Origin of the sequence: Mesorhizobium sp. M1227 (assembly GCF_040318315.1) — a bacterium.
GTDB lineage: Bacteria > Pseudomonadota > Alphaproteobacteria > Rhizobiales > Rhizobiaceae > Mesorhizobium.
In genome coordinates, this window is record NZ_JAMYLZ010000047.1 from 1 (window position 1) to 21,308 (window position 21,308).

A 21,308-nucleotide genomic window follows, 5' to 3' on the forward strand; every position below is an offset into this window, starting at 1 on the left:
TCAGAATCTTTGCCACTGGCCGGAAAAGTTGGCTGTTCAGCGATACCGTCGACGGAGCCAGGGCCAGCGCCGTCATCTACAGCCTGATGTTGACCTGCCGCGCCTGTGGCGTCGAGCCGTTAGCGTGGCTGCGCCACGTCCTCACTGAACTACCTCAGCGCCCCGAGAACGCAGCCATCGAGGATCTGCTGCCCTTCAACTTCGACAAAGCAACAGCAGCCTGATCAGACCAGATACCGTTCCCGATTCGAAGGCCATCCGTCGAAAGCGCCCGCATCAACGTGCAGCGAAAATAGCGCTTACCCCGGGGCCACGGTGGCGGCGGTGGCCCGTCAGTACGATGTCGCGACCAGCCTGATCTACAAGTGGCGCCGCACGATGAGAGCCCGCGAGAAGGGCTTTGCCGAAGTTGTCGTGGCTCCCGATGAGCCTGTCGCCGTTTCGCGGCCGGCGGCATCCCCAGCGGTGACGCCGCAGGACGAGTGCGGCTGTACCGGCGCGACACTTCAGTGAGCGGTCCCTCGTGCTGGCCACCTTTGCCAGCTTCATCATCGAGCTCGAGGCCGAGTAGCTCCTCGTTGAGAGGACCGTCATAGCCATCGCTCTGGCGGTGGCCGCCTTGGCGCTGTGGCGGGCCGGATCGTGTGCGGGGCGCGTTCTGCTGCGGCGGAGCTGGTCCGCGCCGGTCTCTCCCGGGCGACTGTGCCCCGGAGCTGCCCAGGCGGCCTCTCTGCATGGCTGGTCTGGCGCCAGGCCGGCCTGAGGCCCGCAACGGCTTCGCTGACCTTCTTCCCCTGCGCTGAGGCGCATTCCTCGCGAACCAAGAAGCTCGGCTGCCGCCGCCCTCCGCTCACGCTGCGGCCCTACGGGTGCAAGCCGGCTGTCCCGTCGCCTGAAGACCGCTATCGAGGCCGCGCTGGGCGGCTTCGAGGAACAGTAAGGAGATACCACAATGGCTCAAATCGGCACCTTCACCAGCAGCGACGATGGCGCCCTTACCGGCACGATCCGCACCCTCAACGTCAACGTCAGGCGACCATCCGGCCCGTCGCCAAGGACAACGAGCGGGGCCCCGATTACCGGGTCGTCGCCAATGGCGTCGAACTCGGCGCAGGCTGGAGAAAGGCGGCCAAGGACACCGGCGCCGACTACGTCTCGGTCAAGCTCGACGACCCCTCCTTCACGGCCCCGGTCTACGCGACCCTGGTCCAGAGTGACAACGGCGAGCACAAGCTCATCTGGTCCCGCTGATCGACACGCGGTGCCTCACCCCGGGCGAGGCACCGCCCTCTCACCCTTGGGATTATGCGACGACCTGAGCTTTGCTATTTCCGTGCTTCCAAACATTTCGACCATCGGTCGCGCGGTCCCTATTTGGCCGCCGACGCCATCTTTCCAGTGCCGAATGTTTCCAATGATCCGGCCCCGATCGAGCCGTGAAGGCTCGCACCAACCCGTGCCGAAAACGCGCCTGACCATCGCGTCTGCTGCGAAGGCATGGAGGGCTGGTGCAGCGTGGAATCGCACCGGGACAAGGTCGGCGCCTATCTCTCTGTCTCGATCGACAACCGTCTTCACGCAACCGGGCCGCGCCAATCTGTTCCAGTCGACGCTGACAAGGACGCATGGAGCTGCTATCGAGGCGCAATGAACGAAGCTGGTCGGGTGCTCCGACTGTGCTTCTGCTGCGTCAAGCTCTTCGATCGATCGGGCGTCGGCCAAGTTTTTACGACCGATCGCCCGTCCGGCGGGCGCCGCGCGCAGCGAAGGTCAGGGCGGGCGGACGCTTGCCAATGGCGGAGGACGCCCATCGCGGCGCAATTTGCGTCAAGCAAGTCCGGCCGGCCGCAGGCTGTCGACGCATCAGAAGCGCGATATATGCACTGTCGTCCGCAGCAGCATGACGATGATGTCTGCGTGCTTGGCTCACCCTTTCTGCGTCGGTTGTTTACGCAGAACCTGGGTGGATAGTGAGCGGCTGGGGCGCTCCAGCAGCACGATTTTATCCGCTGATCCAGCTTGATGCAGATCATGCCGCCGACATGGCAGGAGCTGCGCATCAAGTCCGCGTCGGCGACGACCGTTGTCAACCGTGTGACAATATGTTTTGCACGTACAGCGTATCTCCGCGAGAAGCTCGACCGCTTCTGCTGCGACGGCGTTTTCGCCGCCTACAATTCCAATCCTGGCGATATCAAAAGCATGTCGCGCTCGGCCGTCCACCGCTGCGAGACGGTCGACTACGCCAGGAAACGGGCACCGCTGATCATTGCTGCGGTTCCTATTCCGATGCGCTCACGGCGAGGATGCAGCACGGCGGGCGCACTCCATCGGTTGGTTTTCGCGCGCAGGGGCGACACCCGGAATGTCGTTACAATGCATGGCGACCGTGGCGGGCATGTTACGGCAGAGACAGTGTTCGCGGCGATCCATCCGTGCAACATTCAGTCTGCCAAAACGTTGCCGTAGTTGACTTAACTGCGGTCGAGCCGCGGCTGGATAACTTGTCGGTGGAACCGGTGTCTGGCGAGAGACCCGCCGCAGATAGCCTGTTTGTCCAGCGCCCTTCTACAGCGTTACGTTGATAGTGACATTCCTGGTCGAATGCATTTCGGCTTGTTGCGTCGCGAGAGGGCGCAACGCGAGGGACGGACAGCGAGGGACGTACAGCGAGGGACGGACGGACGGACGGACGGACGGACGGACAGCAAGATAAAGCGAGCTGGCGCTCGCCCTCGCTTTGCTCGTAAGTTGTTGTCTGCACATTGTTTTTTCCTGCTCGTGCCGACGCCAGGCGGAATCGCGCGAGGTGCGGATGGCGCCGGCTGGTTCGCTATCCTGTTGATCTGAAAAGCAAAGGTGTGGTGCCGCAGCGATGTGCGATCCGCCGCTTTACGCCACAGCAAGTCTTTGCGCGCCGTAGCACGCTCGGTGCTCCAGCCATCTTGAAGCAGGGAATCTGATTCCCGATCCTGTCGTCATGGCAGATCGTGAAGCCGATAGATTCCAGGTTCGCACCGGCCGGATGCGGCATAGCGGCGCGCCGGTCAATTCACGGACGCTGCCCTTCGTGCGCCAGGTCGAGATCGCGATCCGCAAGCAGGGCGGCAATCCCTATCGCATCGGCGCAAGCAGGAGCGCCGGGAAGGGGAGCGGCCGCTTCAACGCCCGCGGCCGCGGCGGCAAGATGGCGGCAGATTTGCCAAAGGACGGCGGCGGGTGGAAGCAGGACTCCAATGGCGTCCGCTTTCGCTCCCGCCGCGTCGTGGTAAAGGCACGCGTCGTCAAGCTGCCGGGGCGAGGGAAGGCGAGCGGGCGCGGCCAAAAGTTTGTGACCTCGAGCAAAGCCGTCGATGCGCATCTGCGCTATCTCCAGCGCGACGGCGTGACCAGGGATGGCGAGAAGGGCAGGGTGTACTCGGCCTTCGAGGACGAGGCCGACGGCAAAGCCTTTGTCGAGCGCGGGCGCGGTGACCGGCATCAGTTCCGCTTCATCGTCGCGCCGGAGGATGCCGCCGAGATGGAAGATCTGCGCTCCTTCACCCGCGATCTCATGCGGCAGATGGAAGCCGACCTTGACACCCGCCTCGACTGGATTGCCGTCGACCACCACAACACCGGTCATCCGCACACCCATGTGCTGCTGCGCGGCATCACCGATGACGGCAAGATCCTGAACATCGCCGGCGACTACATCGCCCATGGCATCCGCCATCGGGCAAGCGAACTGGTGGAACGGGAACTCGGGCTGCAAAGCGAGATCGAGGTCGCCCGCAAGCTGGCAAATGAGGTCGGGGCCGAACGGCTGACCCGGCTCGACCGCATGCTGATTGCCGAACAGCGGGAGCACGATCTTGTCGACCTGCGGCCCAATGCCAGCGACAGCTACACAATTTCCAGCAATCGTTATCTGCTGATCGATCGGGCGAAGAGACTGGAGCACTTCGGCCTGGCGAGCGAGATCGAGCCCGGCCGGTGGGTGATCTCCGACGCGGCCGAAAGCACGCTGCGGGCGCTTGGCGAGCGCAACGATATCATCAAGACCATGCACCGGGCGCTGGAAGAGCACGGCCTCGCCGATGAACGGGGCGCGGCGCAATACGCAATGCACCGGCAGACCATAACCGAGCCGATCGTCGGCCGAGTGCTCGCCAAGGGACTCGCCGGCGACGAGATGAGCGACCGGCTGTCGCTTGTCATCGATGGCCTGGACGGGCGCACCCATTATGTCGAGACCGCGGATGCGGCAAAGCTCGATGACATTCAGCGCGGCCATATCGTGGCGCTTGATCCGATCCTGCCGAAGGAGGTGCCGCGTGCGGCCGACCGCAACATCAGCGCAGTAGCGGGCGAGGGCGGCATCTATCGTCCGAGCAGACACCTGGAGGCAATCCGCGAGGCATTTTTGGAGCGGGGCAAGGACCCGGACGCCTTCGTCCGTTTCCATGTCCGCCGTCTCGAAGCGCTGCGGCGGGCGGGCCATGTCGAACGTATCGACGAAGACCACTGGCGCGTGCCTGAAGACCTGACCGAGCGCGGCATCGCCTACGACGCCAATACCCGCGGCAAGGACTTCTCTGTCCGCGTGCTTTCGACGTTCGATCTTGACGCGCAGGTCGGCAGCGACGGCGCCACCTGGCTCGACCGGGAGCTTACCGCCAAGAACCCTGTGCCGCTGGTGAGGTCGGGCTTTGGTTTCGACATGGACAACGCACTCGACAAACGGGCCGCCCGGCTCGTCAAGATGGGTCATGCCGAACGAGATGCGACCAGTGGGACGATCACCTTCGCGCGCGATCTTGTTGCCACGCTGGAGCGCCGGGAGGTCGCGCGCGTCGGCAAGGAAATGGCCGCTGCGCGCGGCCTCACCTTCGTGCCCGTCCAGCCCGGCAACCACGTCGGCGGCACGCTGCTTGGCTCGGTCCGTCTTGCCAGCGGTCGCTTCGCCATGCTGGACGATGGCCTCGGGTTTCAGCTAGTGCCGTGGCAGCCAATGCTCGAGAGGCGCATCGGCCAGCACATCAGCGGGCTCGTGCAAGACAGCGGGGGCATCGACTGGAGCTTCGGCAGAAAGCGTGGGCTGGGGCTGTGAAAGCGCCCATCACGTGGCACTTTTGGCTCGCAACTATCGCCGGCAACGATTGGCCAAGCCTAGTAGCAAACAGTTTGTTAGATGCGGGGTCTTAAACGGATACCATTCTCGGACAGGAACTCGATTCCGGCCCTCTCAAGTGTATGCCTTATACTTATCAGGTTGTTGGCAATTGGAATGCGCGCCCCACGCTCAAAATCCGCAATCGTCTGCCGAGCCACATTTGCGGCTCTAGCTAGTTCGTCTTGGCTCCACCCAAGCATCGCCCGAGCGCCGCGACACTGCTCTATCGTTAGCGCATTTTCCATGGGCTACAATCCGATTGACGTCAATCAATTTGTATGATCAGATTCCCTAACGCGGCCGAGCTGAGCGCTGACACGCTTAGCCCGGCCTAACCACAACCAAGCTGTTAGGAGCTCGGATCATGGGTGATTCCGACAATACCACGAGTCTCCCTTTCGTCACCCGTAGGCAAGTACTTGCGGGAGGAATGATCGCGCCCACCGCTTTGATGCTTGAAAAAAGTACTTTCACCGGCAACGCTGCCGCGACGAACGTGTCCCTCTCCGACCCAGCGCTCGCGCTTTGGCGGGAATGGCAGACGGCCCACCGGCTGACCGAGCGGCTTTGTCGCAGACAGCAGCGACTGGAGACGAGGCTTGTCGAGAGCGTCGGCTTTCCTTGTGTGACCGTCCGCGTGTCCGAGGGCGAGGACGTGACGGTCCACTCGATTGAGGCACTCAATGAATTGCTAGGCAGAAGGCCGGATATGGCTGCTCTCCGCCAGAAAGCCGAAGCTGGTCTCACGGCACATCAGGCACGCTGGGATGAGGCTGCCGAGGAGACCGGGTACATTGCCGCGCTCAGGGCCGAGCGCAAGGCTGGCGACCGAGCGGAGGATCTGCTGGAAGCGTTCTCAATGACGCCTGCCACGACTCTCGCCGGTGTGGCAGGCAAGCTCGATGCTGTGTTGCGTGAGGGCGAGCCTTGGGAGGAATGCTCCGAATTTCCCTGGTCTCAAATTCGCTCCGCCCTCAGCGATCTGGTGCGTATCGCCCAGCCAGCGATGCCGGAACAATTCTTTGCCGATGAGCGGCGTCCCCCAGCTTCGCAGGCGGGCGGGCTGGCTGCTATCTCGGCGCCTGAAAGACGAAGATGAAGGCGAGGACTCGAACCTCAAAATTTATTGGCACCGTAACCTGCTGATTTTGCTAACCAACTTAGCCACAGTCGGTGACTCGACTATCACAATCCTGGCACAATCACAGCCCACACTCCGCTAAACCGTCGTAAGGCGTACCGGAAAGAGCAGGCAGCGCCGAAATCCCGATCTAGACAAAGCAAGACGGCAGAGTGCGCGACATTCAGCGCGGGCTGAACAATCGCTCCACAGCTCATTTTTTACAAAGTAGACTGGAGCTTTCTCGCACCCGTCACGGAGCAGAAATGGTCAAGGGCCACGTGCAGCGCAAACTAGCTGCTATCCTTGTTGCGGACGCGGTCGGCTACAGTAGCCTGATGGCTTCGGACGAAGTGGGGACTCACGAGCGATTCAAATCGCTTCGCTCCGATCCGATCGACACTAAAATCGCCGAACACCAAGGTAGGATCGTCAAGGAAATTGGCGATGGGCTTCTCGTCGAGTTCGCCAGTGTGGTTGCCGCCGTCCAATGCGCCGTCGAGATTCAGGAAGCATTAGCCGAGCGGAACGCGGATGGGCCCGATCATAAACGGATTGAATTCCGAATAGGCATCCATCTCGGCGACGTCATTGTCGACGGCGAAGACATTTTTGGTGACGGGGTCAACATCGCCGCTCGATTGGAAGGTCTCGCGGCGCCCGGCGGAATAGCCATTTCGGCTGATGTCCGTCGGCAGGTCGAGAAGAAATTAAACGTTGATTTCGAAGACATCGGCGAAAAAGAACTCAAGAACATCTCCGAGCCAGTTCACGTCTACAGAATGAAGCTGGCGTTAAAAGCAATCCAGAAGCCTGTCAATGTATTGGACAGGCCAGCCGTCGCAGTCCTGCCGTTCCTGAATATGAGCGGCGATCCAGAGCAGGACTATTTCGTCGATGGCCTAACAGAGGACATTATTACAGCCCTGTCTCACTGGCGAACCTTTCCTGTCATTGCCCGCAATTCAACATTTACCTACAAATCCTCCGCTGTGGACGTTCGCAAGATAGCCCGCGAATTAGATGCTCGATTTGTTCTGGAGGGCGGTGTTCGGAAAGCTGCAAGTCGTATTCGTGTCACTGCCCAATTGATTGATGCCGCCAGGGGCCATCACGTTTGGGCGGAAAAATATGACAGGCACCTGACCGACATTTTTGAATTGCAAGACGAGCTAACCCAAAAGATCGCTGCAGTGGTGGAGCCGGCGATAACGAGGGCCGAAACGCGCCGGATGGCAGTTCCCGGAACTAAAAACGTTGGTGCTTGGGACTATTACTTGCGCGGTTTGGGGCTAGCGCACCAATTCACCGGACAGGCGCACAAGCAGGCCCGCGATATGTTTAGGCGCGCCTTGGAAATCGATCCCGCCTACTCGCAAGCATATACCGGCATCGCACAAACGTATCTTCAAGAGATTTTTTTGAAGCAGGTCGATGACCACGCGGCGGCCGTTTCGAAAGTCGTCGACGCGGCAAAAAAGGCTGTCTCGCTCGATGACAGCGATTCGGCTGCGCACCTCAGTTTAGGATTGGGGTACATGTGGTCCGGAATGCACGACGCCGCCATCGAAGAAGTCCAACGGGCGATCGATTGCAATCCGAGCAACGCGCTCGCCTATGTGGTTTTAGGGAACGTCCTGGACGTCGCCGGACGTCCCGAAGAGGGCATCCCGTTCCTTGAAACCGGATTGAGGCTCAACCCGCTAGAGCCCAGAATGCATTACGCGATGACATGGTTGGGCGGCGCATACCTAAACGCCCGGCGGTACGCCGACGCACTTGCTTGGTTGCAGCGAGCTGCCAGTCGTCGGTCTGACTATGCACTGACCTTTCTATTCTTAGCGGTTTGCTTGACCAATCTCGGCAAGCGCTCTGCGGCGGAAAAGGCCTTGGCAGAATGCGAGAAAGTTGAGCCAGGATTCACCGCCGCATTTGTGAGATGGCGGGCCTACAGGAACGACGCCGACAACGATCACATGCTCAAGGGAATTCGCGATGCTGGCGGCGATACTTTCATTTAATAGAATAACAGGTCACGTTTATTCATAGGTTCCTAAAGAAATTTGTTCCTAAGGCGCAACTTTGTCAGCTTCGTAAGCTGAGCCAACGTCTGTGTCCCATACCAACGGGCCTTTGGATCTCACCATTCTAGAGGTCCGGAATGGGGTCGCGACGTTCCCCTAACCTCCCATCAGGGAATGGTCCGCAAGGGGTCGGATTTTCATATTCGTGCCACGAAGGCACGAAGCAGGCGCCTGCACAAGGCTCGCTGCTTTGAAAGCATGCCGATGAACGACGAGCTGATCCGCCTTCCCGGTGCCATGGAGCCCGTCACGCGGCCTGACATTCAGCACCATACGTGCGAGCACCCCGACTGTGGCAAGGATGCCGGATGGGGGTTCGCCAAGCCGAGGCGGCCATCCCATTGGTTCTGCTTTGAGCACCGGGCTGATGCCGAAGCATATCTCTAAGCAGCGTGTTGATCTGATGATCAGAGCGCCAATACGACAGGGAGACTATGCCGACCGCGAGATCGATTGCCAGGAGGCAATGGAGCCCGGCTTCCAGGCGATCGCCGATTGCTGATTGAGGCGGGATGGACGCGCGGGGCGATCATGCGGTCGTTGAAGCGGCTCATCGCCGCCGACAACATGACCCAGAAGGAAAACGCCAAGTTGAGGCGCAGATAGCCCTGCCGGCATTCAAAAAGCTATCGAGGAACTTTGAACCGTCGCGGCCGTTTACCGGCTATCGCGTCCGGAAAGTTCCGCCATGAATGTCAGCGACGAAAGGACTGTATCCCTTTGGGCGGCAACCGAAGTAGCGCCTGATGCAGTTCCGCTCGAGCGGAGTGAACAGGTCGATGTCGTGGTCGTCGGATCTGGCATTGCCGGACTGTCGGTCGCGTTCGAACTGGCCATCGCCGGGCAAAAGGTGGCAGTGCTCGATCGCGGCCGGATCGGAAGCGGCATGACGGCCCGCACCACCGCGCATCTGTCATCGATCTGCGACGACTACTTTTCGGAACTGATCAAATTGCGTGGCGAGGAACTGGCGCGGATCTACTACCAAAGCCAGTCGGCCGCTATCGACCGTATCCGATCGATTCAGGAGGCGGAGGGCATGCCGTGTGATTTCCGCCGCCTCGAAGGCTTTCTGTTTCCGGCGTCGGGCAGGAAGGAATCCGTCATCGAGCGCGAACTGGACGCCGCTCTGAAGATCGGTGTCGACGTCGAGAAAACCGTGGGAGTGCCGCTTGCTGGGTTTTCGGACGCGCCCGTCCTTCGTTACCTCAATCAGGCGACATTCCACCCGCTCAAATATCTCCGCGGGCTGGCTGCCGGCATCCGCGCGCGCGGCGGCGCGCTTTATGCGGATACCATCGTCGACAAAGTCGAGGAGACTGACGGCGGCGTGCGCGTAACCACGGTCTCGGGCTTTGCCGTGTCTGCCAAATCGGCCGTTGTCGCCACCAACTCGCCGATCAACGATCGGGTGGCGCTCCACACCAAACAGGCGCCGTATCGGACCTACGCGATGGCATTCGAGATCGCGCGCGACATTTTGCCGGATGCACTCTATTGGGACACGCTGGACCCCTATCACTACGTCCGTCTGCAGCCTGGCGAAGGCAAGACCGACTTTCTGATCGTCGGTGGTGAGGATCACAAGACAGGGCAGGTCGACGACGCCGACGACCGCTTCGCTGCCCTGGCGGCCTGGACCAAAGGGTTGGTGGCCGATATCGGCGCGGAAGCCAATCGATGGTCCGGGCAGGTAATGGAGACCGTCGATTACGCCGGGTTCATCGGCCGTAATCCCGGCAACGGGCACGTCTTCGTTGTTACCGGCGATTCCGGTCAGGGCATCACCCATGGGGTTGTGGCCGGCCAATTGATTTCCGACCTGATCCTGAAGGGGGAAAGCCCCTGGCGGGAACTTTACGAACCCTCTCGCAAGACGGCACGCGCGATCGGCGATTACTTGGCGGAGAATGCGACAGCGATCAGGAGTTTTGCCGAGTATGTCGCGCCTGGTGAAATTGATGCCGCCGATAAGCTGCGGCCCGGACAGGGGGCTATCGTCCGCCAGGGGCTTACCAAAGTCGCTGCCTTTCGCGATGAGGACGGCACGCTCTACAAGCGATCGGCCGCATGCACCCATATCGGTTGCCATGTCCATTGGAATTCGTTGGAACGCTGCTGGGACTGCCCCTGCCACGGCTCGCATTTTGCCGTCGATGGCACGGCTTTGAACGGACCGGCCGTAGCGCCCCTGGCTGAGGTGGAATAGCTATGGCGACTCCCGTTGAGGCGAGATGCCGCAATGCCAGCTCAGGCGAAGATGCTGCTTGGTAGCCGCTCGACACTGGCACCCGATGGACCCCATCGCCAGGTAATTCGTAGGTCGATCCCCGAATCTTTCTCGGCTTTGGAATCCGCTGTGCAGCCAATCACTCTGCATTCAATTCCACCTTTCCTCCATCGCAAACGTCAGGTGCTTTTGAGCGTTCCGTTCATCCCGTTCGGGTAGAAGCCGCCCTTGCTGACGCCGGCCTTGTCGGTCGAGATAGACGATCCGAAGCACTTCCTGGGGCGTCCTCGTGAAGGCGATCGCATCCGGGGTCGATGGAACGATATTGGCTCTGCCCTTGCCAGCCAGACGAAGTGACCGTCCGACCGGGCCTTACACGCGCAGCTTTCAGTTCCGACGGCACCCAAGTCGCAATTATTTCCGGCGAAGAAAGGGTCCGTATCGTTCGCGTTTTCCAGACACCCAACGACCTCATTGACTTCGCCCGGCGCACCTCCCTCGCGAACTCACCCCTTGCGAGCGGTGAAGCTTCTTTCTTCCTGAAGACCCTGCAACTGGTACTTGTCCGGACTGATGTCGGCAACGGGGTCAGATTTTGCCGCTTGAGCCGGCCGCCGGAACGGGCAACTTAGCGCTAGAAGCTGACCTTGCCAGAGCTTGACCAAGACCGCTCTGGTCTTGATCAATGCGCCACGCCGTCGGATGCGTGCAGAAGTCTCCAGGTCAAGCCGATGCTGCCATCGAACTCGGATGCAAAATGTTCGGCGGCGACGCCTTCCAGGCCGTCATCGACAAGAGCCTCGATGGTTCGTCGCACCAGCGCGAGCTGCATCTCGCGGGCGTGTGCCAGGTCTGTCTCTCTCATGATTTCCGTGACGTGGTAGGCGACAACGGGCTGGCCGAGGCAAGACATGAGCGCGCTCGCTTCTGACGTCACTGCGGTAACTGCGTCTTCGATCTTCATTCTGGCGCTCCTCATCAAACATGATGCGGCGCCTCCCCATGACACGACGGTGTTCCGTCGCTTCTTTTTCAATTTCGAATGTCGTGAGTGAAAGTCTGGTGCGCGAACAGGAGAATTACCCTCTCTTGTCCCAATCTCCTTGAGCAGCCACGCTACCCAAATCAGCATGCTGCAAAATTGAATTAAAGGCGACCGAATAGTTAATCGATGGTTAATGGCTGCGCTCCCATCTCGGGCATTCGGCGCATGAAACATCGGGCAGGTCCGCCTCGCGCCTCATGTCAGCCATTGAAGGCACTGTTGCCACTGCCTGAACGCAGACATTGTTGGCGATCATTTTGGAGGTCGCGGTTGCGCCAGGAGCAGCGGTGAGCCCAGGCAATCGGATGGGGAGCGCTTCGGTGCAGCGCGGACGCTGCTCGTCCGCACCTGACCACAAACGGTGACGCATTCTTAGGCGGTCCGATTGACATTTTGAGTATGTGCGCTTGACTGCTTCGATGGATCGTCAGCAGGGCGGCAAGGAGATCGCTTCATGGCTGCAAGGTTTGGGCCTTGAGCAGTATGCCGGCGCATTCATCGACAACGACATTGAACCGGCAATTCTACCAAAGCTCTCCGACGATGACCTGCGGGAGCTTGGCGTAAAATCTGTTGGTCACCGGAGAAGAATCCTGGCCGCGATCGCCGAGCTCTCGCATCCACCGGCCCAACCGCCGAAAGCAAACGACAATGCCAAGCGGGATGCTCTCCAAAGTGCAGTGCCTAGGCGAGAGGGGAGTGAGGCAGAGAGGCGCAACCTGACGGTTATGTTCGTCGACCTCGTGGGATCGACCGTGCTGGCCTCGACGCTCGATCCTGAGGACTTGGGCTCGGTCATAGCCGCATATCAATCGTTGGTCGCCGCAGAGGTCGCCCGTTATGATGGCTACGTCGCCAAATTCATGGGCGACGGCGTGCTGTGCTACTTCGGCTGGCCACTCGCCCACGAGGAGGACGCCGAGCGGGCGGTCCGCTCTGGACGTTCCATTGTGAAAGCTGTCGCCGGTTTGCGCACTCCTGCTCAAGTGCCAATGGCAGCTAGAGTGGGAATTGCCACGGGATTATGTGTCGTCGGAGAAGTCATCGGGACTGGGTCCGCACACGAAGAAGTCGTCATTGGCGAAACACCCAATCTCGCCGCTCGGCTGCAAGCCCTGGCCCAACCGGGATATGTGGTGGTCGCCGAGAGCACGAGAAAGTTGCTCGGCGGAATATTCGCGGTCGAGAGCCTGGGTCCTATCGAACTGAAGGGATTTTCGGTACCCGTCTCGCCATTTTTGGTTGTCGGGGAACATGCCATCGAGACACGCTATGACGCGCGCGTCACGAGCGCTCCTCAAGTCATGTTCGGAAGAGACCTCGAACTCGGACTTGCTCTCGAACGATGGGGCCAAGCGAAGAGGGGCGAAGGCCAGCTCGTGCTTCTCAGCGGCGAGGCGGGTATCGGAAAATCTCGCATCACCCGCGCCTTGATCGACGCGGTCTCTCAAGAGAACCATGTGCGGGTGAGCTATCAGTGCTCGCCCTATTACTCTGGCTCGCCGCTCTATCCAGCTGTTCAGCAGCTCCGCCGCACTATCGGTATTGGAGAAGCCGATGAGGATGAAGAGAAGGTCAGAAAACTCGAAGCCACCAAAGGTCCAGCAAATCCGTTGTTGCCTATTTTCGCTTCCCTGCTCGATCTTCAAAACCACCACAGCGATGCTTTGACGGGCCTGAATCCGCAGCAACTGCGAGCGCGAACGCTTGACGGATTGTTGGACGACATTCTCGACGCTGCAGCAAGGCTGCCATTGTTGTTCGTGATCGAGGACATCCACTGGATTGACGCGACAACGCTCGAATTGTTGGATCAATGTGTCGAACGGATTCAGCACGCTCGGGTCATGATGATGGTGACGACGAGACCGACCTTCGAACACGGTTTTGGCGGACATCCCATAGTGACGAAATTGGCGCTTAATCGCCTGGGCCGTGAACAGACCACCGCATTCATCGAGAAGCTCGCTGGCGATATTCGACTACCGCCCACCATTGTGGACAAGATCATCGCCACGACGGATGGTGTGCCGCTGTTCATTGAAGAGCTGACAAAGGGTGTTCTTGAAGCCCGCCACTTCGATCGCGCAGCCGTCTTCGACGAAGATCATGCCGGACTCGCAAATCTCGACATTCCGCTAACGTTGCACGATTCGCTGATGGCCCGCCTCGACCGATTGCAGCCGGTCAAGGAAGTTGCGCAAATGGCCGCATGCATCGGCCGCGAATTCCGCCACGACCTCCTTCGATCGGTCACGCGGCTCAGCGCTGCCCAGTTGGAAGAGGCACTCGATCAGCTCGTGGATGCCGAGCTCGTCTTCCGTCGCGGACGGGGCTCGGACGCACGATACACGTTCAAGCACGCGCTCGTTCGCGATGCTGCCTATCACAGCATGTTGAAATCGGTGCGCCAGCACATACACAGCCAGCTGGCCGACAAACTCGGCTCGGAGTCGACAGCCGAACCGGAGCTGGTTGCACACCACCTCATGGCGGCAAAGCGGTATCGTGAGGCAGCTGAATGCTTCCTCCAAGCTGGGCGCGCTGCCGCGGCGCGATTTGCCAATCCGGAGGCGGTCGCGCATTTCACGAGCGCGCTGCACGCCCTGGAAGCAGTCACTAACTCGGGCGATGCAAATGAGCTTGAACTCGGAATCCGGATTGAAATGGGCGTCCCGCTGAACGCGTCAGCTGGATACGCGTCGGAGAAGGTTGAAGCGAACTTTCTCCGTGCCGAAGAGCTTTGTATATCCACGGGCCTCACGTCCAACCTCTTTTTTGCCCGACGTTCGCTTTGGAACTTCTATCTTGACCGGCCTGACCTGCACCGGAGCCGACACCTGGCCAAGGAACTCCTTGTCGAAGCCTCGCGCAGAGAAAACGTTGAGGAAACGACTTTGGCGCATCGGGCGCTCGCCACGTCCTATTTCTATCTCGGTGCCATTGGGGATGCTGCACGGGAGGCCGAGGCTGGAATCAATGCCTGGGCGACCTCCGATAGGCATTTCGATGTCGCAAGGTATGGAGAGGACGGCCCCTCGATTTGTCGCAGTTATCTCGGCGTGGCGCAGGTGCTCGCAGGGCGGGTCGATACCGGGCTCGCCAATTGTGCGTCGAGCGTTGAAACCGCGGAGCGGCTCGATCATCCGCTCAATCTGGCATTTATCCTCATGAACCTCGCCCTTGCTCGACGTTTCCGCAATGAGCCGGTCGAGTGCCGCGCGATCGCTGAACAGATGCTCATTTTAGCTGACAACCGCAGACTGGCATCCTGGTCCGGCGGTGCTCGCACGTTGCTCGGCTGGGCCATCGGCAGCGACCTACCCGACGAAGGGCTCAAAATGCTGCGAGATGGCATTAACCGTTGGCGCTCGACGGGCTCTGAACTGCACTTGCCACACTTCTATTCGTCGATTGCGGATATTTGCCTCCGGCATGGACGGATCGATGAGGGCCTCGGGGCGATCGAGAATGCTATCGAGGCGATGGACAAGACCGACGAGAGATGGGCGCAGGCTGAAATAGAACGTATTGAGGGTTGCTTGATCGCCAAGGCGGATGTGACCCGAGGGATGAAAGTCCTAACTAAAGCCTATGACACTGCGATAAGTCAGGGCGCGCATTGGTTGGCGGTTCGTGCTGCAACCGAGTCGGCCAAGCTCTCAACAAGTTCGGGCCAGGAGCTCCGAGCTGACTGTCGGAATCAGCTTCGGATTAGCGAGACCGCTGAAGGCCTGGAAACCTCGGTCATCCGCGACGCTGATGCGATTTTCGCATCGGTGTTGTAGGCTGACGAGCAATCACTGGAGTCCGACGAGGGGCCGAGCAGCAGCTGCCAAGCGCAAGGGCTGATTCAACGAGAGCAACCGATCAAGCTTGTGGTTTCCGAATAGCACGCCTTGCTATCCCTTTTTGCGACCGACGGATTTGATGCCTTCTCTTGTCTCGCGCCTGAACACATCTTGCGAGACATGGACCAAGAAAGTGATCTCGGCAGGCTTGAAGGAGGCCGCGCATTCTGCGGACTGGTATTTTCCGCGAGATTGTGCCCCTGGCTATTCTTCCATGACGAGCGCCACCCGCAATGGTGGTGAAATCCCACAAAAGCATCTTGCGCCCGGCGCCCGACAGAGCGATTCTGCGTCTTGCAAGCGCTCTCGCGCGCCAAGCGGCCCGCGAAGATCACGCGCGCGAACAGGCCGAGAAAATAGATCATGAATCGAGCCGCGATATACGCACGCTTCTCAACCGATCTTCAGAATGAACGATCAATAGACGATCAACTCACGCTCTGCCGAACTTACGCTGAGCGTGAGGGTTTGAACGTTGTCGCAACGTTTGACGATCGAGCTCGCTCCGGCGGTTCGGTCATGGGGCGCGATGGTTTGCTCCACCTTATGGACAAAGCTCGTGAGCACGAATTTGATGTGCTCGTCGTCGAGGCGCTTGATCGGCTCTCTCGTGACATGGAAGACCTTGCCGGCATTCACAAGCGCCTCTCATTTCTTGGTATCGAAATTCGTGCCGTTCATGAGGGGGTGGTAAACACAGTCTTGGTCGGGCTTCGCGGCCTTGTTGGGCAGCTCTATCGAGAGGACAATGCTCACAAAGTTCGGCGAGGCCAAGCTGGCCGAGTTAACAAAGGACTCCATGCGGGTGGATTAACCTACGGCTATTCTTACCTGCTGGGCGACCCTGGAAAGCGCCTGATCGCAGAGGACGAAGCCGAGGTCGTGCGTCGCGTCTTTAGGGAATACGTTGACGGACGGACGCCGCGCGACATCGCTTACAATCTCAATAAAGACGGCATACCACCACCTCGCGGTCGAGTCTGGAATGCCTCCACCATCAATGGAAATGCACAAAGAGGGACTGGGCTGCTTCAGAATGAACTTTATGCCGGCCGGCTGATTTGGAACAAGGTCCGAATGGTCAAGGACCCCGACACCGGCAAACGTATCTCGCGCCCAAATCCTAGAGGCGAATGGCAAACTGTCGAAGTTCCCGACCTTGCCATTATCTCGCCCGAACTGTTTGAAGCGGCACGAGCCAGGAAAAAGGCTCGTGCAGTTACACACCCAAGCCATCAGCGCCGGCCCCGACATATGTTGTCGGGGCTTTTGAGGTGCGGTGCTTGTGGAGCGGGGATGTCCTCAAACGGCAAGGACAAGTCCAGGCGAATTCGTATCCGTTGCTCGGCGGCGACAGAGAACGGGACATGCCCTGATCCGAAGACTTTCTATCTGGATACGGTCGAGAATGCTGTCTTAGACGGGCTCACCGCGGAGATGCACCATCCGGATGTGATAGCCCAGTACGTCCAGACGTATCACGAAGAACGAAGGCGCCTGGCAGCCGAAACCGATGCGAAGCGCACTCGTTTGGAACGACGGCTTGGAGGGCTATCTCGGGAGATCGATCGGCTGGTCAATGCCATCGCCAAGGGTCATGGCGACCCAGCCGTGTTGGGGCCGCAATCAACGGCGCTCAATGAAGAACGTAAGTGCATTGTAGCCGAGCTGGACAACGTGCCCGCGCCGACTGATGTCATTGCACTGCATCCTGCGGTGCTGGCGCGCTACGAGGAACAACTAAACCAGCTTCAAACAGGGCTTGCCGAAGGCGTTGTGGCCGGCGATTCCGAAACTGCAGAGGCGATGCGGGACTTGATCGAAACTGTTACTGTGTTTCGAGATCCATCAAGGATCGGCGGCATTGAAGTCGAAATCGCCGGGCGTCTCACCGCGCTCCTGGGCGAGGATGCCTTTCCCAACGGCGTCAAAGGAGTGTGGGGAAAGGTGGTAGCGGGAGAGGGATACCGCCAATACAGTGCTGCTACTGAACTCACTTGCTAAATTGAGTCCCTGCGCCTGTTGGCGGTTCGAATCGCGTGCTGTGCGCCACTTTACGATTTTGCGCGATTTCATACCCTGCCGCGGACGGATGCCGCATCACGCCGCCGACAGCCGCACGTGGAACTTGCTGTCGGTTGCCGAAGATTGTGGCAATCCGGACAGACCCGTCGAAACAGGGTGTAGGCTTCCGCCTCCTGGGTCACAACCGCTGTTTGCAGGGTGGCCATGATCTTCTTGCCGTCGTCGATCGACAGGCCCAGGTCTCCTTCACGCAGACGCTCATCGCTTTTGTCGATCCGGACCTCTCGGCGACAGATGTCGCCGAATTCGTTCGTCCCTTCGATCGAAATCGTCCACTCCATTCCCATCACTACCTCCGAAACCAAAGAGATGGTGATGGCCCAGTCGACAAATCGTGGCCGCGCTCACCCCAGAGAAGTTACCGGTCTCCACTGCACTAATGGGCGGTGTAAGCTCCGTCCACCAGATGGTAGCTCCCAGTGATAAAGCTGGCCTGGTCGGACAACAGGAAGCACACAAGAGCCGCTACCTCTTCCGGTTTCCCGCGCCTGCCCATCGGCTGAAGACCCGCCATGCGCCGGCTGGCTAATGCCTCCATTTGCTCCGATAAAAGAGGCGTTTCGATCCAGCCGGGGCCGACGACATTGATCCGGATGCCCATCCTAGCATATTCAATCGCCGCAACCTTGGTTAATCCAACGACCCCGTGTTTCGCTGCCGTGTAAGCGGACGCAGTTGGCAAGCCGACGGAACCGAGAACAGAGGACATGTTCACGATGGCACCTCCGCCTCGATCCAGCATCGCGGCGATTTCGTACTTCATGCTGTAGAAAACGCCATTGAGATTAACGTTTATCAGTTTGTGCCAGTTGTCGAGCGGATAGTCTGCCGTTGCTTTTCGAATGCCGTCGATACCTGCATTGTTTACCGCCATATCCAGTCCGCCGCATTTCTGGACAGTGAACTCGATCAGCTTTTCCACTGCTGCCGCATCCGTGACATCTACCGCAAAGTCGTAGGCCCTGCCTCCTTGCGAGCTTATTTCGGCGGCTGTGCAGCGCGCGGCCTCGGCATCAAGGTCGGCGACAACAATCTCGGCTCCTTCTTGCGCGAGTTGCCGTGAAACAGCCGCACCTATTCCGGAGCCTGCGCCGGTCACAATCGCGACTTTACCATGGAAGTCAGGCTTCATCGGCTCTGTCCTATGCCATTTCTGACATAACCGAACAGAGGCAGACGGTCATCGCAAGAAGTTTCGCTCCAATTCGCTTGTTTAATCCTGTGAATTCGTTTTTGCCACCACACAGCGAGACTTGGCCCGCAGGCCTCGGAATGGTAGAGACCAGGGCGGCGGTAGATGACCAGTTTCCTAGCAGGTACAAATGGAAGAACACCACATTGCGCGCCGGGGGCTCGTGCTGGGTAGTCTGGCTCTGATGATCTCCGGATGCACGTCGATTTCATCCGCGTTCGGACCAAGGCGTGGCCTGAATCCTCGTTACCGACGGCAGCATGTGCGGTACGACGGAAACGAGCCGGCCGGAACGATCGTCGTCGATACTTCGCACCGTTTTCTCTATGCCGTCGAGTCTGACGGGTGGGCGACGCGCTACGGCGTTGGCGTCGGCGAGCAGGGACTTTCCTTCAAGGGTACAGCGACCGTCGGCCGCAAGGCGGACTGGCCGTCGTGGACACCCACCGCCAGCATGATGCAGCGCAAGCCGCGCCTGGTGCAGTATGCAGGGGGGGTCCCTGGCGGACCAAACAACCCGCTTGGTGCGCGTGCCCTTTATCTCTATCGAGACGGGCGCGACACCCACTTCCGGATACATGGTACAAACGAGCCATGGACGATAGGCACAGCGGTATCGAACGGGTGCATCCGTATGATAAATGACGACGTCATTGACCTCTACGACCGTACTCCTTTGGGCACGACGGTGGTGGTTGTTTGATGGTGGGCAGGCCTGATCTTCGTTGGATGGTGAACCCTGCCAGCACGTCACCGCAAAGGTGCCGCCGGCAACCGGGTGCCAACTGTGTCATTTCTGCACTAGGCGTTGGTGTAGATCGCAGCTAACTTCGTGGGGCTGCATATCGTTTTAGTTGTGGCGATTCCATAGGCTATTCCGCCCCCGGGGAAAGGATTGCTTGATGAACAGGATATTGATTGCAATGGTTGCTGTGCTCGCCGTTGCCAGCCTGAGCGGCTGCGCGAACGACTGGATCGGCAAAGGAAAGGGTAAGGCTCCGGCACCCGCTCCGGTAGAGCAACCAGTGATTAAGTAAGGACCGGCTTGTATGGGGAAGGGGTGCCAAGCCCTTCCCCATACATACGCAGCCGGGGCTTTGGCCGGCTTCATAGCGGTTGGCGAGCATAGGCCGTTATTAGGTCTGTGCTTTGTGAAGTTCGGGAATGGACGCGGCGATGACGCTTCTAAGTAGCCGTCTCTTGCTTGTGGCGTTGGTGGCCCTCCCGGCAGCGGCATGTCAGACGAAAGACCTGCCGCCCCAGCCGAATTTCGTATCTTATGCCGATGGCGGAGCTGCGCCTCAAAAAAACGACGAGCGGTACTTCATCGAGTTCCGCTCCCGCTACGCCCTAAGCTACGGCCACACCTACGCAGTTTTTGGGCGCCTGGACCGGGCCGGGAGAATGATCGATCCCCAAGTCGCGGGCCTTCACCCGGCTTCGAACAGTGCGGTTCCCTATGTTCTGGGCCATATCGTGCCGGTGCCAGCCGAAACCGGGTGGAGCGACGGTGATCTGGAAGAACCATACAGATCCGCAAGCTGGCAAATCATATTGACCCGGGCCGAATACGACAAAGTCGTTGCCTACATCCGCAAGCTGCAGGCGAGCTCGCATGTCTGGCAGGCGACGGTCTTGAACTGCAACGGCTTCGTGGCGGACATCGCTCATTCCATGGGATATAAGACTCCCGCCATTCAGCTCCGGCCGCAACAATTCATAACCGAGCTTCGGGAGATGAATACATAACCAAGATTCGAGGGATGAATGGGACCGAATGCGATCGGTACTGCCCCTCCGGCTTTCGCGTCTGCGGACTAACTCGGAGAGGATCGCTGCGCCTGAAGGTCGGCCGGTGACGAAATCGAGACGATGGGTGAAGTGGCCATACTCAGGGGCAGCTGCTACAGTCGCGATCGCAGAAAGGGCGCTGGTGACCTGAAGTGAGCATTGCGGCAGCCTCACTTGGCGAGGTCATTTGGGTGATCGGCATCGTTGCTTGGTACGTGATTCGGTATCCCTTCGAGCGCCGGGCAAGGCGCGTGCGAATTGTAACTGGCTACCGCTCACGTTCCGACATCGTCGGGCTTGCATCTGCTCTGTTTGGCCTCGCAATCCTGCCTGCCTTCTATGTTGTCACCGGCATGCCCGCAGCGGCTGACCACCCGGCCAGCGTTTGGGCCGTGGCTCTCGGCACAATCATCTTCTGCTCCGCGCTATGGGTTTTTCGCAGATCCCATAAGGAACTTGGCCGGAACTGGTCGATTACGCTGGAGATTCGCGAACGGCATGAACTCATCTGCGCCGGACCATACGCTTTGGTCCGCCACCCGATGTATACCTCGTTCCTGCTCATGGGCCTCGGCCAGGTCTTTTTGCTGGCGAACTGGATTGCGGGCATATCGGGTTTGATTGGGTTCGCAGTCCTTTTCCTGCTGAGAGTGGACGAGGAAGAGCGTATGATGCTGGAGAATTTCGGCCCGCAATACCGTGCCTATATGGAAAAGACCAAGCGAATAGTCCCTTATCTTTATTAGAGGTACGTT

18 protein-coding genes and 1 pseudogene are annotated in these 21,308 nt (G+C 59.5%); 14 read left to right on the forward strand and 5 right to left on the reverse strand.

The window, feature by feature from the left end; genetic code table 11:
* From NKH28_RS30905 to NKH28_RS30925, 5 genes are all read left to right on the forward strand, one after another.
* Positions 1–224, forward strand: a 224-nt coding sequence (locus NKH28_RS30905) for a transposase domain-containing protein (protein ID WP_352981112.1), incomplete at its 5' end; no start/stop codon positions are given.
* Between the two features lie 100 nt (positions 225–324).
* A complete protein-coding gene (locus tag NKH28_RS30910; protein WP_352981113.1) occupies positions 325–513 on the forward strand; it encodes a hypothetical protein in 189 nt (62 codons plus the stop codon).
* A 189-nt stretch (positions 514–702) separates the two neighbouring features.
* On the forward strand, positions 703–1,251 hold the full coding sequence (locus NKH28_RS30915; RefSeq protein ID WP_352981114.1) for a DUF736 domain-containing protein: 549 nt from the start codon (positions 703–705) through the stop codon (positions 1,249–1,251).
* A gap of 768 nt (positions 1,252–2,019) precedes the next feature.
* Positions 2,020–2,469 (forward strand): hypothetical protein, encoded by a 450-nt coding sequence (locus NKH28_RS30920; RefSeq protein WP_352981115.1) that lies wholly within the window; start codon positions 2,020–2,022, stop codon positions 2,467–2,469.
* 511 nt (positions 2,470–2,980) lie between these two features.
* Positions 2,981–5,092, forward strand: a complete 2,112-nt coding sequence (locus NKH28_RS30925) for a DUF3363 domain-containing protein (protein WP_352981116.1) — start codon at positions 2,981–2,983, stop codon at positions 5,090–5,092.
* 77 nt (positions 5,093–5,169) lie between these two features.
* Here NKH28_RS30925 and NKH28_RS30930 read toward each other — a convergent pair whose 3' ends face one another.
* The gene (locus tag NKH28_RS30930; protein WP_352872578.1) at positions 5,170–5,400 is read right to left on the reverse strand and encodes a helix-turn-helix transcriptional regulator; all 231 of its coding nucleotides are present in this window, start codon (positions 5,398–5,400) and stop codon (positions 5,170–5,172) included.
* A 185-nt stretch (positions 5,401–5,585) separates the two neighbouring features.
* Between NKH28_RS30930 and NKH28_RS30935 the strand changes: the two genes are divergently transcribed.
* The 3 genes from NKH28_RS30935 (at position 5,586) to NKH28_RS30945 (ending at position 10,568) form a co-directional block, all read left to right on the forward strand.
* A complete protein-coding gene (locus tag NKH28_RS30935) occupies positions 5,586–6,254 on the forward strand; it encodes a hypothetical protein (protein ID WP_352981117.1) in 669 nt (222 codons plus the stop codon).
* 194 nt (positions 6,255–6,448) lie between these two features.
* Complete coding sequence (locus NKH28_RS30940) at positions 6,449–8,296, forward strand: adenylate/guanylate cyclase domain-containing protein (protein WP_352981118.1); 1,848 nt, start codon at positions 6,449–6,451, stop codon at positions 8,294–8,296.
* Between the two features lie 751 nt (positions 8,297–9,047).
* Positions 9,048–10,568, forward strand: a complete 1,521-nt coding sequence (locus tag NKH28_RS30945) for an FAD-dependent oxidoreductase (RefSeq protein WP_352981119.1) — start codon at positions 9,048–9,050, stop codon at positions 10,566–10,568.
* Positions 10,569–10,768: 200 nt separating this feature from the next.
* Here the strand turns inward: NKH28_RS30945 and NKH28_RS30950 are convergent.
* Positions 10,769–10,925: pseudogene (locus NKH28_RS30950) on the reverse strand (ferritin-like domain-containing protein); the annotation flags it as partial.
* Positions 10,926–11,271: 346 nt separating this feature from the next.
* A complete protein-coding gene (locus tag NKH28_RS30955) occupies positions 11,272–11,553 on the reverse strand; it encodes a hypothetical protein (protein WP_352473173.1) in 282 nt (93 codons plus the stop codon).
* A 500-nt stretch (positions 11,554–12,053) separates the two neighbouring features.
* Here NKH28_RS30955 and NKH28_RS30960 point away from each other — a divergent pair, with 500 nt between their 5' ends.
* Positions 12,054–15,422, forward strand: coding sequence for an AAA family ATPase (locus tag NKH28_RS30960; RefSeq protein ID WP_352981120.1), 3,369 nt, complete (start codon positions 12,054–12,056; stop codon positions 15,420–15,422).
* A 426-nt stretch (positions 15,423–15,848) separates the two neighbouring features.
* Positions 15,849–17,489, forward strand: coding sequence for a recombinase family protein (locus tag NKH28_RS30965; protein ID WP_352981121.1), 1,641 nt, complete (start codon positions 15,849–15,851; stop codon positions 17,487–17,489).
* A 68-nt stretch (positions 17,490–17,557) separates the two neighbouring features.
* Here NKH28_RS30965 and NKH28_RS30970 read toward each other — a convergent pair whose 3' ends face one another.
* Positions 17,558–17,857, reverse strand: a complete 300-nt coding sequence (locus NKH28_RS30970) for a hypothetical protein (RefSeq protein WP_352503878.1) — start codon at positions 17,855–17,857, stop codon at positions 17,558–17,560.
* 89 nt (positions 17,858–17,946) lie between these two features.
* Positions 17,947–18,702 carry an SDR family NAD(P)-dependent oxidoreductase gene (locus tag NKH28_RS30975; RefSeq protein ID WP_352503877.1) on the reverse strand — a complete coding sequence of 252 codons (756 nt, stop codon included), beginning with the start codon at positions 18,700–18,702 and terminating at the stop codon, positions 17,947–17,949.
* Positions 18,703–18,892: 190 nt separating this feature from the next.
* On the opposite strand from NKH28_RS30975, the gene NKH28_RS30980 reads away from it, so the two are divergent.
* The 4 genes from NKH28_RS30980 to NKH28_RS30995 all read left to right on the forward strand — a co-directional run bounded on the left by NKH28_RS30980 (position 18,893) and on the right by NKH28_RS30995 (position 21,299).
* Positions 18,893–19,465: a L,D-transpeptidase gene (locus tag NKH28_RS30980; protein ID WP_352503876.1), complete on the forward strand. Its 573-nt coding sequence runs from the start codon at positions 18,893–18,895 to the stop codon at positions 19,463–19,465.
* A 199-nt stretch (positions 19,466–19,664) separates the two neighbouring features.
* A complete protein-coding gene (locus NKH28_RS30985) occupies positions 19,665–19,799 on the forward strand; it encodes an ABC transporter (protein WP_352503875.1) in 135 nt (44 codons plus the stop codon).
* A gap of 139 nt (positions 19,800–19,938) precedes the next feature.
* Entirely contained in the window at positions 19,939–20,511 is a 573-nt protein-coding gene (locus NKH28_RS30990) for a hypothetical protein (RefSeq protein ID WP_352503882.1), read from the forward strand.
* Between the two features lie 200 nt (positions 20,512–20,711).
* Positions 20,712–21,299 (forward strand): protein-S-isoprenylcysteine O-methyltransferase, encoded by a 588-nt coding sequence (locus tag NKH28_RS30995; RefSeq protein ID WP_352503881.1) that lies wholly within the window; start codon positions 20,712–20,714, stop codon positions 21,297–21,299.
* The last annotated feature ends 9 nt before the right edge of the window (positions 21,300–21,308 follow it).

Excerpts from the sequence above, each read along its gene's own strand:
- NKH28_RS30980 (WP_352503876.1), top strand. The coding sequence starts at position 18,893 with ATGGAAGAACACCACATTGCGCGCCGGGGGCTCGTGCTGGGTAGTCTG.
- NKH28_RS30975 (WP_352503877.1), bottom strand. The coding sequence starts at position 18,702 with ATGAAGCCTGACTTCCATGGTAAAGTCGCGATTGTGACCGGCGCAGGC.
- NKH28_RS30955 (WP_352473173.1), bottom strand. The coding sequence starts at position 11,553 with ATGAAGATCGAAGACGCAGTTACCGCAGTGACGTCAGAAGCGAGCGCG.
- NKH28_RS30960 (WP_352981120.1), top strand. The coding sequence starts at position 12,054 with ATGGATCGTCAGCAGGGCGGCAAGGAGATCGCTTCATGGCTGCAAGGT.
- NKH28_RS30925 (WP_352981116.1), top strand. The coding sequence starts at position 2,981 with ATGGCAGATCGTGAAGCCGATAGATTCCAGGTTCGCACCGGCCGGATG.
- NKH28_RS30985 (WP_352503875.1), top strand. The coding sequence starts at position 19,665 with ATGAACAGGATATTGATTGCAATGGTTGCTGTGCTCGCCGTTGCCAGC.
- NKH28_RS30970 (WP_352503878.1), bottom strand. The coding sequence starts at position 17,857 with ATGGGAATGGAGTGGACGATTTCGATCGAAGGGACGAACGAATTCGGC.
- NKH28_RS30965 (WP_352981121.1), top strand. The coding sequence starts at position 15,849 with ATGAATCGAGCCGCGATATACGCACGCTTCTCAACCGATCTTCAGAAT.
- NKH28_RS30945 (WP_352981119.1), top strand. The coding sequence starts at position 9,048 with ATGAATGTCAGCGACGAAAGGACTGTATCCCTTTGGGCGGCAACCGAA.
- NKH28_RS30930 (WP_352872578.1), bottom strand. The coding sequence starts at position 5,400 with ATGGAAAATGCGCTAACGATAGAGCAGTGTCGCGGCGCTCGGGCGATG.
- NKH28_RS30990 (WP_352503882.1), top strand. The coding sequence starts at position 19,939 with ATGACGCTTCTAAGTAGCCGTCTCTTGCTTGTGGCGTTGGTGGCCCTC.
- NKH28_RS30935 (WP_352981117.1), top strand. The coding sequence starts at position 5,586 with ATGATCGCGCCCACCGCTTTGATGCTTGAAAAAAGTACTTTCACCGGC.